Source organism: Pseudoalteromonas galatheae (assembly GCF_005886105.2).
Taxonomy (GTDB): Bacteria; Pseudomonadota; Gammaproteobacteria; order Enterobacterales; family Alteromonadaceae; genus Pseudoalteromonas; species Pseudoalteromonas galatheae.
On the sequence record NZ_PNCO02000001.1, the window covers coordinates 1,832,140 to 1,844,184 of the forward strand.

Annotated in this window: 11 protein-coding genes and 1 pseudogene; 11 read left to right on the top strand and 1 reads right to left on the bottom strand. The window is 43.2% G+C overall.

Translation table 11 applies throughout. From position 1 onward, the window contains the following. The 3 genes and pseudogenes from CWC29_RS07990 to CWC29_RS24225 all read left to right on the top strand — a co-directional run. The gene (locus tag CWC29_RS07990; RefSeq protein WP_138523036.1) at positions 1-516 is read left to right on the top strand and encodes a hypothetical protein; all 516 of its coding nucleotides are present in this window, start codon (positions 1-3) and stop codon (positions 514-516) included. Positions 517-518: 2 nt separating this feature from the next. Beyond that, the gene (locus CWC29_RS07995; protein ID WP_128726032.1) at positions 519-722 is read left to right on the top strand and encodes a helix-turn-helix domain-containing protein; all 204 of its coding nucleotides are present in this window, start codon (positions 519-521) and stop codon (positions 720-722) included. 100 nt (positions 723-822) lie between these two features. Next, positions 823-1,544, top strand: a pseudogene (locus tag CWC29_RS24225) (IS982 family transposase); the annotation flags it as partial. A gap of 69 nt (positions 1,545-1,613) precedes the next feature. On the opposite strand, the gene msrA reads toward CWC29_RS24225, so the two are convergent. Continuing rightward, positions 1,614-2,906 (bottom strand): peptide-methionine (S)-S-oxide reductase MsrA, encoded by a 1,293-nt coding sequence (gene msrA, locus CWC29_RS08005; protein ID WP_408004170.1) that lies wholly within the window; start codon positions 2,904-2,906, stop codon positions 1,614-1,616. A 180-nt stretch (positions 2,907-3,086) separates the two neighbouring features. Here msrA and CWC29_RS08010 point away from each other — a divergent pair, with 180 nt between their 5' ends. The 8 genes from CWC29_RS08010 to asnB all read left to right on the top strand — a co-directional run bounded on the left by CWC29_RS08010 (position 3,087) and on the right by asnB (position 11,999). Continuing rightward, positions 3,087-4,397 carry an MFS transporter gene (locus CWC29_RS08010; protein ID WP_128726031.1) on the top strand — a complete coding sequence of 437 codons (1,311 nt, stop codon included), beginning with the start codon at positions 3,087-3,089 and terminating at the stop codon, positions 4,395-4,397. Between the two features lie 86 nt (positions 4,398-4,483). Continuing rightward, on the top strand, positions 4,484-5,998 hold the full coding sequence (locus CWC29_RS08015; RefSeq protein ID WP_138523038.1) for a leucyl aminopeptidase: 1,515 nt from the start codon (positions 4,484-4,486) through the stop codon (positions 5,996-5,998). A gap of 139 nt (positions 5,999-6,137) precedes the next feature. After that, positions 6,138-6,788, top strand: a complete 651-nt coding sequence (pxpB, locus tag CWC29_RS08020; RefSeq protein ID WP_138523040.1) for a 5-oxoprolinase subunit PxpB — start codon at positions 6,138-6,140, stop codon at positions 6,786-6,788. After that, on the top strand, positions 6,782-7,711 hold the full coding sequence (locus tag CWC29_RS08025; RefSeq protein WP_138523042.1) for a 5-oxoprolinase subunit C family protein: 930 nt from the start codon (positions 6,782-6,784) through the stop codon (positions 7,709-7,711). Before pxpB ends, CWC29_RS08025 begins: the two co-directional genes overlap by 7 nt. Before the next feature lies 1 nt (position 7,712). After that, on the top strand, positions 7,713-8,471 hold the full coding sequence (locus CWC29_RS08030) for a DUF969 domain-containing protein (protein WP_138523044.1): 759 nt from the start codon (positions 7,713-7,715) through the stop codon (positions 8,469-8,471). Further along, positions 8,468-9,478 carry a DUF979 domain-containing protein gene (locus tag CWC29_RS08035; protein ID WP_138523046.1) on the top strand — a complete coding sequence of 337 codons (1,011 nt, stop codon included), beginning with the start codon at positions 8,468-8,470 and terminating at the stop codon, positions 9,476-9,478. Before CWC29_RS08030 ends, CWC29_RS08035 begins: the two co-directional genes overlap by 4 nt. Beyond that, on the top strand, positions 9,478-10,140 hold the full coding sequence (gene pcp, locus CWC29_RS08040; protein WP_138523048.1) for a pyroglutamyl-peptidase I: 663 nt from the start codon (positions 9,478-9,480) through the stop codon (positions 10,138-10,140). The genes CWC29_RS08035 and pcp overlap by 1 nt, the downstream gene beginning before the upstream one ends. Before the next feature lie 188 nt (positions 10,141-10,328). After that, positions 10,329-11,999, top strand: a complete 1,671-nt coding sequence (asnB, locus tag CWC29_RS08045; protein WP_138523050.1) for an asparagine synthase B — start codon at positions 10,329-10,331, stop codon at positions 11,997-11,999. Positions 12,000-12,045: the final 46 nt, after the last annotated feature.

Genomic DNA, 12,045 nt, shown 5'->3' on the forward strand with positions numbered 1-12,045 from the left:
ATGTCTATCACTTTGGATATGATTCAAAGAAGAAGTAAATTTATCCGCGTGGGAGTACTATCTACTACAGCCATAGTACTGATATTTCTGGCCTACGAGTTGGTATTCAATCATCGTGTCAGTTACTATGACAATGCTCTGTTTGATGAGTTATGGCAGTCTGATAAGGTTAATAATGTTGGTCTGTTTCTAGCTACGACTCCAATATTGTTCCTTGCATTGGCGGGGGTCCATTTCATTACTCGATTGCTAAAGTATTTTGAGCAAGGACACTTTTTTACTCGAGAGTGTTTGTCTTGCTTTATCTATTTCATCATTACTGAAGTGTTGTCGATATTTTTCGTCAGTGCACTGAGCGTTATCTTTGCATACTGGCATGATGCTTACTTTGAACACACAACCCTTGTCCTGTCATTACAATTTGGTGAGTTGGTTACGCTTAGTATCTTAGCGACCGTTGCTTATCTGCTGCGCGCAGCGCAAGAGATCAGTGATGAAAACAAGGAGTTTATTTAGCGATGGAAATTGTTGTGAACTTAGATGTAGTCATGGCCATGAGAAAAGTCTCATCCAAAGAGCTGGCAAAAGAAATCGGCATCACAGAAGCGAACTTATCGCTGTTAAAGCGCGGTAAAGTCAAAGGCGTTAGGTTTGAAACACTAGCCCAAATTTGCAATTATTTGGACTGCCAACCGGGCGATATTCTGGAGTTTAAACCTTAACCTGTTTATGTGTTTGCATTCGCTATTTTGAATACCAGCATTCGAAGTGCATCTAGCTAAATGGATAAGTAAATAACTCCAGCTCGGGATAAGAATTTAAAAGCAAGGTCAAATAAAAAGAGAAAGTGCATACCAGATGAGTATGGCTGAAATAATGACTATCATCATTCTATTTTATATGTCAAATCAGCGCGATTTTAAAAACTTTTATAAAGGCTACCTCATGCGGTTACTCCCCTTTCAAGTTATTTCAAAACCCTAAAATCAACAGATAGTGATATTTGCTTCATTGACTCAACGAGTATCAAAGTTTGTCATAATTCGAAAATACCAAGACACAAAACGTTTGCTGGTGTAGCTGAGCGGGGTTCGAGGAACAATAGGATGGTATTTTGGATTCAAACTACACCTAGTTATCAATCATAAAGGTAAAATAATTGCCGTCAAAGTAACACCTGCAAATAAGCATGATACAGCACCTGTCGAAGAACTTACTCAAAATCTAACCGGCGCTTTATATGGAGACAATGGTATACCAGTAGTAAGTTAAAGCAGTCACTATCGGAAGGGGGACTCAAACTGGTCATCAATGTGCGCAGTAATATGAAGACCAGAGCTATTTCTGCGTGGCGCAAGGTTATGATGCTATCAAAGCGCTTTATTATTGAAACCGTGAATGACCAGCTAAAGAATATTTGTCAGTTAGAGCATTCAAGACATAGAAGCTTGTATGGGATGATATTAACAGTCTTAGGTGCGCTGATTGCATACAGCCATAAAGAAAAAAAGCCATCTATTTCTGTTGATGAACAGATGGCTTAAACCGATCTCGGGTTAATTAACTGTTGTTGAATCCCAGTGTTGAAATAAAGGCAGCTTTAGGCGTAATACCTAAAGCGCCTCTCTCGCTTTAAACTCAAGTACTTGGGCATTGATACAATAGCGGTCTTGACCTTTTGGCCCTTCATTTTTAAATACATGACCTAAATGAATACCACTGCTTTTTGAGCGTATTTCGGTTCTTACCATTCCGTGGCTTAAATCTTTGTGATAGGTCACGCTGTCTTTTACTGGGTGGGTAAACGACAGCCACCCAGTGCCTGAGTTAAACCTATCTCGGGTATCGAAAAGAGCTTTACCACTCAATTTATCAATAAATACGCCATCTGGTGTGTTTTTAAAGATATCGTATTGCTTGCAAAATGGTCGCTCTGTGCCTTTTTGAAAGGCAATGTCAAAGGCTTCCGAGCGGCCCAGCTTAAAAGCACCGAGTGCCTTGTAAAATTCTTCTCTCGCCATAAAACCTTGAAAGCCAAGGGACTCAACACCATCTTCAATAAATAAGATTGTTGGCGTTGCCCAAGTCGCGGTTTTTATCATTAGTCCTTCGAGTTGATCTGCATAGCGAAAATGAAGTGGAATATCACCTTGATAGTCATTTAACACCTCTTTTTTTAACTTTTCGCAGTAAGGGCAATAGCTCTTAGCGTCTACAATAACAATATGCTTACCTTGGGTAAGCGAAGTGTTATCAGTTTTATCTTTCACCACCTTATCAAAAGTCACTCCCGTGCTATGATCTGGGCAATATCCATTGGGATTCTTGGCTAAATAGTTTTGATGATACTCTTCCGCTGGATAAAATTTTCTAAGTGGCTTAATTGTGGTATGAATATCGCCATAACCTTGCTCAGATAATAAATGTTGATACTGCGCTTTTAATAAGTGAGCTTTGTCACTTTGCTGATCATCAGTATAGAGAATGATCGAGCGATACTGCGTTCCAACATCATTACCCTGACGATTTTTTTGGGTTGGATCATGACTTTCAAAGTAGTATTTTAGCAGCGCATCGGTGGTGATAAGATTTGCGTTGTAAGTTACCTTAACCACCTCTGCATAGTTATCTTCATCGAAACGTCGACTCGGTTTAATGATTTCTCTATAGCTTGGCTTAAACCCTTTACCGTCCGCATAGCCCGACTCAGCATCTATCACGCCCGTCATTTTTTCATAGCGCTTTTCAGGACCCCAGAAACAACCTGAGCCCAACACTAACGTTTTAATATGATTACTTGCGCCATCGACTTTAGGCTTCGGCATATCTGTACCCGCGATCGCAGACAAGCCTACTCCTAACATCATGATAAGCCCTATCGACGCGGCTACCTGTAATGTTTTCATCGTTACTCTCTCAATGCTGTATGTCGCAACAAGTAAGCATTCCACTTTATACTTGTTGAACTTAATATGATTTATTGCGTATTGAATGAGACCGTCGAAGGTTAATTATCATTTCATACAAAGTCGTTCATGATAGTGAAACCGTATTGTCCGCGACACAATAAAAGTAAAGGAATAAATGTGAGTAAAATAAGTGAAAATATCTATCAAAAGCTAACCAATGACGATGAGGCGCGTGCCTGTAGAGCAATTGATGATAAGGCATGTAGAGAAGTTCCTGGTAACTACGTGCTTATTTTATTGAGCCAGCTTTTTAGCAAATTGGGAGATGCTTTGCTCAATCCTAAAATCACGTTACCTTGGCTGATGCAATCACTCGGTGCTCCCGCTTATTTGATATCGGCTCTCGTTCCCATTCGTGAATCAGGCTCACTGATCCCACAATTATTTATCGGCCAATGGGTGCGCAAGCATGCGAAACGTAAACTTCTATGGTCTCTCGGCGCACTTATTCAAGCTACTTGTGTACTACTTATGGCATTACTTGCATGGAACCAAACTGAAAATCAATTCTACGCTTGGTTAGTACTTGGATTACTGGCAATTTTTAGCATCGCTCGCAGCTTAAGCTCGGTGTCATCAAAAGATGTCATCGGTAAAACTATCCCCAAACAAAAGCGTGGCCAGCTTAGCGGCCAAGCCGCCTCTGTCAGTGGACTTATAACCGTTACATTTGGTGTTGGGCTTTTTATCGCTGCCACTCAAGTAAACAACATCAACTTTGTGGTCACACTAATACTAGCTGCAATCTTTTGGCTGATTGGCGCGTTAACGTTCTCAAAAATTAAAGAATATGAAGGCGCAACCGAAGGTGGTGAAAACGGATTAGAGAAAGTAAAACAAGATTTCGCGCTGTTAAAAACCGATCCGATACTTAAAAAGTTTATTCTAGCTCGTGGTTTGCTGTTAAGTTCTGCGCTTATTCCGCCTTATTTCACGGTAATAGCACAACAGAATATCGGCAACGGTGCATGGGTGTTGGCCGTTTTATTAGCAGTGTCCGGACTTGCCAGTTTAGTCAGTGGCGCTTTTTGGGGTCGCCTTGCCGATCAATCAAGTAAACACGTGATGATGTATGGAGCAACAATCACCGTTGCTATCACTGCAGTGCTACTAACAACATCTTTATTTTATTCTTCGCTGCTCGAAAAGATGTGGTTTATTCCGCTTTGCTATTTTGTCATTGCTATCGCCCACCAAGGCGTGCGTGTGGGTCGAAAAACCTACGTGGTCGATATGGCAGAAGGAAACAAGCGCACCAGTTACGTCACGCTCAGTAACACAATTATTGGCATTGTACTTTTATTAACAAGTGCTCTTGGTGTCGTTGCCTCGGTATTTTCAATTAATGTGTTACTTACACTCTACATTATGATCACGATATTAGGCATCGTGCTGACAAGCCGCTTACCTAATGTCACTGAACGGTAAAACCTGTTACTTCACCGACAAATTGTGTCTAAATTTCTCCAAATGAGGTAAAAACGCCACAATTTTAGTTATCTGAGGATAAAATTATGTCATTGACTACGCGTTTTTCTGCTTTAGCGCTGGCGGTTGCCAGTATGACTTCTGCAAATGCCGCTGACTTTGAGTTCAATACCAAGCTTGCAGACGCTGATGCACTAGTAATTTTTCAAGCTGGTGAAAACCAAAGTAACCTAAAGTTCCTAGATAAAGACACTCGTAAACAGTTGGAGCGCGCAATTGCTGCTGAAGACTTTAATGGCGCGTATGGCAAAACAGTTGAAGTATTAGCACCTGTAGACTCTGATTATAAGCGTATCTTCATTGTTGGTTTAGGTGACGCAGGTGAACTCAACGCCAGCAAAATGACCAAACTTGGTGGTAACCTACACGCTAAATTCGAAGGTAAAAAGCTGGAGAATGTTGCAGTTGCATTCGAAGGCGTTGAAGGAGCGCTTTCAAATGCAGAACTGGCAGCACAATTTGCACACGGTGCAAACCTTCGTGACCACACCTTCGAAGTATACAAAAAAGAGCCAAACACTTTTAACGTAAGCTATCACTTCGACGTTGCCGATAAACAAGCAACACAGGCTCAGTATAAAGCACTGCAACACATTCAAGCTGGCGTGTTTTTAGCACGTGACTTGACCTCTGAAGTCGCAACAGAAATGACCCCGGTTGACTTTGCAAAAGCGGCAAAAGAACTTGAACAATATGGCGTTGAAGTAGAAGTACTAGCACCAGCTGAACTCAAAGAACTTGGTATGGGTGCGCTTGAGGGCGTTGGCCGTGGTAGTGAACACGGCTCTCGCTTAGTTGTTGCACATTATAAAGGTAACAGCGAGACACCAATTGCCCTGATCGGTAAAGGTATTACTTTTGATTCGGGTGGTTATAGCATCAAAACCGGCGCTTCGATCGCACGCATGAAATCTGACATGGCAGGTGCGGCTGCCGTGCTTGGTACAGTAAAAGCAATGGCGCTAAGCAAAGCAGACGTAAACGTGGTAGCAGTCATGGGTATGGCGGCAAATATGGTGTCTCAGTATGCAATTGCGCCGGGTGATGTGCTACGTACTGCAGAAGGTATTAGCGTAGAGGTTGTAAACACAGATGCTGAAGGTCGTTTGGTGCTGTCTGATGCAATGTGGTACGCACGTAAACATTACAGCCCTGAGATCATGATTGACGTCGCGACATTAACTGGCTCTAAAATTCGTGCTGTTGGTAACGAGTATTCAGCAATTTTCTCTGAAGATGATAGCTTAATTACAGAATTTACCAACGCCGGTAAAGTTGTGAACGAGAACGTATGGCGTCTACCGCTTGGCTATAAGGACAAACTAAAATCTGACATCGCCGATTTCCAAAACGTAGGTTCTGGTGGTCCTGGTGCAACAACTGCTGCGACTTTCCTACAACAATTTGCAGGTGACACCCGTTGGGTTCATATCGATATTGCAGGTAACGCACTTTCAAGCTCCGCTAAAGACGAAGTTCCAACCGGTGGTACAGGCTATGGCGTTCGCCTTCTAAGTCAATGGCTATTAACTGCTAAATAAATCCTCAGATTTGAAGCCGTGTTTAGGCACGGCTTTTTAGCTGCAACAAAACGGCAACTTGTAGCAATAATTTCGTTTCAATTGCGAGGTGTGTTATAAGAAACATAACGTTTACCAAAGCAACCAATTGTTATTGTCTATGTCTGATGTGAGTTGTTATTTATTAGGTGAGCAAGCAATTGTTGTAAATGCAACGTGTTTGCCTAAAAACAAAAGTCCAATTAATCAACGATTGTTCGCCCTCAAGAAATGGCTAGATAGTAGCGGTGATTTTGTTGATGTGGTGCCTGCCAAATCTTCCGTTACTGCCTATTTAAAAGACCCCCGCAAAGCCGATGCCTGGCAACACAAAATCCAAGCACATTGGCAAGACCTAGAAGTAGCAGAGGTAAAGCCAACACACCATCATATTGAGGTGTTTTATGGCAAAGAATTCGGACAAGATTTTGAACGCATAGCGGACGAATTACAACTGACGCCAAAACAGCTTATAGAGCTGCACTCAAGCGTTGATTATCAAGTGCAATTTATTGGCTTCTTACCTGGTTTTGCTTACTTGTCAGGGTTACCTACCGCACTTCAACTACCCAGAAAATCCACACCAATTACCAAGGTCCCCAAAGGCAGTATTGCCATCGCAGACAGCTACAGTGCAATTTACCCGAGTCAATCTCCTGGTGGCTGGCATTTGCTTGGACAAACCAACACTACCCTATTTGACCCAAATTCTGCATCAGCAAGCTTGCTGCAACCGGGCGATATCGTGCGTTTTGTGGAGAAATCATGCTAGAAGTTATTAAATCTGGGCCACTTTCAACTATTCAAGACATTGGTCGCCAAGGACTTCGCCACTTAGGAGTAAGTCAAGCAGGTGTCATTGACCCTGTTGCGCTTAAACTTGCAAATACACTCTTGTCAAATAACGACGATACTGCAGCTATTGAAGTGACCATTGGCTTATGCGAATTTCTCTTCCATGCCCCCACTAACTTTGTTATCGCAGGGGCAGATCTCAATGCTGCTTTAAATGACGAAGCAGTATACCCTTGCTGGCGCTACAGTGCTAAGGCCGGAGATAAGCTGACATTTAAGCAAAATCGCGACGGTTTACGCGCGTATTTGGTGGTCGAAGGTGGATTTACCAACATAGACAAGCTGCTTGGGAGTTATTCAACCGACCTCATGGCTGGCTTTGGGGGAATAAACGGCCGAGCTCTTAAACAAGGGGACAAACTGAGCTACACGCCGAGCACAGCTAAAAGCTCCGTGGGTGGCCTGCAGCCCAGCTATGAAAAGCTCATTCATTTCATCCCAGGCCCACACCTCGAGATAATTTCCAACCAGACACTGAGTGTATTAAACGACACTATTTGGAAAGTAAATCCAAGCAGTAATCGTATGGGTATTCGCCTAAGTGGCCATAGCAGCCTTGTGCATGCACATAATATTGCAACCCAAGCCGTCCACCCTGGCGTTATTCAGCTGCCCCCCAGTGGCGAGCCCATTATCCTATTGAATGACTGCCAAACTACAGGCGGTTATCCAATAATTGGCTCTATTATTCGAGCCGATATGCGCCATTTGAGCCAATTGGGCGCGGGCGATTGTATCCATTTAAAATCAACATCCGTTACAGATGCGGCGAAGGAATCTCACCGAGTACAGGCGCATCTCAATCAGCTAAGGTTAGCGCTTAAAAATAAAGAACAATAAAATGACTGAGCTAAATCTCCTTCCCCTTTCTGGCATTGCCGTGATTGTCATTGGCTTTGCTCTGAGATTTAATCCCTTATTGGTTGTCACCTCCGCTGGCCTAGTTACTGGTTTTGCCGTTGGGATCGACTTTGTCGACTTAATTGTCACCTTTGGCGAAAAGTTTATGAACTCTCGCCAGCTTGCAAGCTTTTTACTTATCTTACCCGTGATTGCAATTTTAGAACGTTACGGCTTACAGCAAAGAGCTAAAGCTTGGGTTGCGGGTATAAAAGGGGCAACCACTTCTCGAATTCTAAGTATGTATTTTGTAGTCCGTGAGTGCTCCGCAGCGCTGGGATTAATCAATTTAGCGGGTCAAGCACAAACCGTCAGACCACTACTCGCTCCGATGGCAATAGGCGCTGCAGCAAATCAATACGGCGACCTACCACAAGATGTAAAAGACATGATAGGCGCACATGCTGCCGCCTGCGATAACATCGCGGTCTTCTTTGGGGAGGATATTTTTATCGCTTTTGGTGCTGTACTACTCATGGATGCTTTTTTAAAAGAAAACGGCATTGCCGGAATTGAACCGCTGCATATCGGACTTTGGGCAATACCGACTGCAATTGCCGCGCTCATTGTTCATCTCTTCCGTTTAGCACGATTTGAAGCAAAAATTCGAGCAGAAATTGCGCGCTGTCAGCAGCAACAAAGCGAAGAAGAACAAACACCTAGCAACACAAATTCGGCGCTTAAGGAGGAGTCATTATGAGCTTAATGAACACTTCTGACGCGCAATCTAGTCTACTTTCAATTGACAATATCTATTTATTGATTGGTTTTATCGTGATGTTTCTGGTGGTAAAAACGCTACAAGATAAGGCACACCCTAAGCGTCTCACTACGGCACTTTTTTGGTTCTTATTTGGCTCTGTTTTTATCTTTGGTGATGCTTCTATCGCATTGATTGGTGAGCGAAATACTTATTTATGGATCGGCATCAACGTGGTGATCATCGCACTGCTTGCGGGTATGAATATGGTTTCTATGGGAAATTATGACATGCCGTGCGAACGAGCCAAAACAGAAGATGCAAATCGGTTTGGTAATAAATTGTTTGTTCCTGCTGTACTTATTCCAATCGTTACTGTTATCTGTACTATCATCTTAAGTGAGATCCAGCTCGGCGATTTTTATCTATTCGATCAGGAGCACGTAACGCTTTCAGCACTGACACTCGCTTGCACCATCGCATTGCTGGTGAGCTGGAAAATAACCAAAGGCAGTCCATTACAAGCACTTTCTGAGTCTCGTCGCTTAGTTGATTCAATAGGCTGGGCAGCAATATTGCCACAGATGCTAGCAATGCTTGGCGGTGTATTTATCGTCGCAAACACTGGCACTGCTATCCAAGACTTAGTGACATTGTTTATTTCGCCAGATAACCGCTTTATGCTCGTTGTGCTGTATTGTGTTGGCATGGCACTATTTACCATGATTATGGGAAACGCTTTTGCCGCATTTCCAGTAATGACGGCAGGTATTGCACTGCCATTTTTGATCCAAGGACATGGCGCTGATCCTGCACCACTTGTCGCGATTGGCATGTACTCGGGTTACTGTGGAACACTGATGACACCGATGGCCGCTAACTTCAACATTGTGCCAGCGGCACTGTTAGATTTAAAAGATAAGTACCAAGTCATTAAAGTGCAAATACCAACCGCTATAACGTTATTGGTAATTAATATTTTTCTTATGTACGGAGTCGTTTTTTAATGTCCAGTTACAGTAAACCTTGTGTCCTAGTGACTGGGTTCACCCCATTTGGTGGTGAGTCCATCAACCCCTCATGGCAATTAGCGCAGTTGTTAGAGGGGGAAACCGTTGAAGGCCACCTGATCCACACGAAAGAGTTACCTTGTGAATTTGACAAAAGTATTGAGTCTTTAACGCAAGCGATAGATAAGTATCACCCAAGCATCGTGATCTGTTTAGGCCAGGCTGGTGGACGCTGTGATATCTCTATCGAACGGGTCGCGATTAACATCAACGATGCCAGAATAGCTGACAACGCAGGAAACCAGCCGATAGACATACCAGTCGTTACACACGGTCCCGATGCATATTTTGCCTCTTTACCAATAAAAAGTATGCTAAGTAGTGCACTTCAAGCAGGGATCCCTGCAAGCATTTCTAATACGGCAGGCACTTACGTATGCAACCATGTGATGTATGGATTACTGCACTATCTTAGCACACATGACTTAGCTTGCCGTGGTGGCTTTGTGCATATCCCATACTTACCCTCCCAAGCAGCGCACCACCCTGGTGCACCCAGTATGGACATTGACACCCTAGTTAAAGGAATAAAAATCCTATTAACCAGCGCCATTACACAAAAGCAAGATATTAAGCTCGTCGCTGGGACGACACACTAATAAGCGACGCCCCAAAATGGTGCAAACCTGCACCATTTCATCTCACAAAAAATTCACATTTTCTCTATTTCATTGTGTGACTTATCAAATTATTTTTGGTAGAACTTAAACTATCTCATGGTAACTATGCTTCCATGAGCAATAATAATTTGTTGATATTATCAACACATCAATAGGAATGAGGAAATATGTGTTCAATTTTCGGCGTACTTGACATCAAGACCGATCCCCTTGCACTTCGCGAGCAAGCCATCGAAATGTCAAAAAAACTAAGACACCGTGGCCCCGACTGGTCAGGGGTATATTCAAGTGAAAAAGCCATTTTAGTTCATGAGCGTTTGGCAATTGTTGGCGTTTCTAGCGGCGCACAACCATTATTTAACCCTGAAAAAACACATATTTTGGCGGTGAATGGTGAAATTTATAATCATAAAGAGCTTGCAAAAGCACTGACCGTTCCATTTGACTTTCAAACAGAGTCAGACTGTGAAGTGATCTTGGCACTATACAAGCAAAAAGGCCCCGAGTTTTTAGATGATCTTAATGGAATTTTCGCATTTTGTTTGTACGATGAAACGGAAGATGCCTTTTTAATTGGTCGAGACCACATCGGTATTATTCCACTTTACACTGGCCGTGATCAAAGCGGTAACCTCTATGTCGCAAGCGAAATGAAGGCGCTCACACCCATTTGTACGCAAATTGAAGAGTTTCCTCCCGGCCATTATTGGTATTCAAAAGAAGGGGGTCCAAGAGAATATTACCAACGCGACTGGCAAGCGTTTAGTGCTGTAAAAGACAATGAGGCAAATCCCGAAGCAGTTAAAGACGGGCTAGAAGCCGCAGTAAAGCGCCAATTGATGTGCGATGTGCCCTATGGCGTATTGCTGTCTGGTGGTCTAGATTCTTCTGTGATTTCCGCTATCACACAAAAGTTTGCTGCAAAGCGTATCGAAGATGATGATGCTTCCGATGCTTGGTGGCCAAAACTTCACTCCTTTTCCATTGGTTTGGAAGGCTCTCCCGATCTCGCTGCAGCACAAAAAGTAGCGGATAGAATCGGCACAATTCACCATCCTATTCACTTTACCGTACAACAAGGGATCGATGCCCTTAAAGAAGTGGTCTATCACCTAGAGACCTACGATGTCACAACCATTCGCGCTTCTACTCCTATGTACCTTATGGCACGCTACATTAAAGCAATGGGCATTAAAATGGTGCTATCGGGTGAAGGGGCTGATGAACTATTTGGCGGCTATTTGTATTTCCACAAAGCACCAAATGCTGAGGAGTTTCACAACGAGCTAAACCGAAAGGTCTCGAAACTGCATATGTTTGATTGCTTACGTGCAAATAAGTCGATGGCAGCGTGGGGGGTTGAAGCACGTGTTCCCTTCTTAGATAAAGAATTTGTCGATATTGCCATGCGTACTAACCCGGACTACAAAATGTGTAAAGATGGCCGTATCGAAAAACACATTATCCGTGAGGCGTTTGATGGCTATTTACCCGATGACGTATTGTGGCGCCAAAAAGAGCAGTTTTCTGATGGCGTAGGCTATAGCTGGATCGATTCACTAAAAGAATATGTCAGTCAGCAAGTGAGCGATTCGGATCTTGAAAACGCCCACTACCGCTATCCAATCAATACACCGGATAGCAAAGAAGCCTATTATTATCGCACCATTTTTGAGTCGCATTTCCCAGGAGAAGCGGCAGCTAAGTGTGTTCCTTACGGCAAGTCTGTGGCCTGTTCAACACCCGAAGCGCTTGCTTGGGACGAGTCGTTCCAGCGTAATGCCGATCCATCAGGTCGCGCAGCAAGCTCACACAACGAAGCGTATAATCAAAAATAAGAAAGTAAAAAAGGGACGTTCGTCCCTTTTTTAAAATTATCAGTGC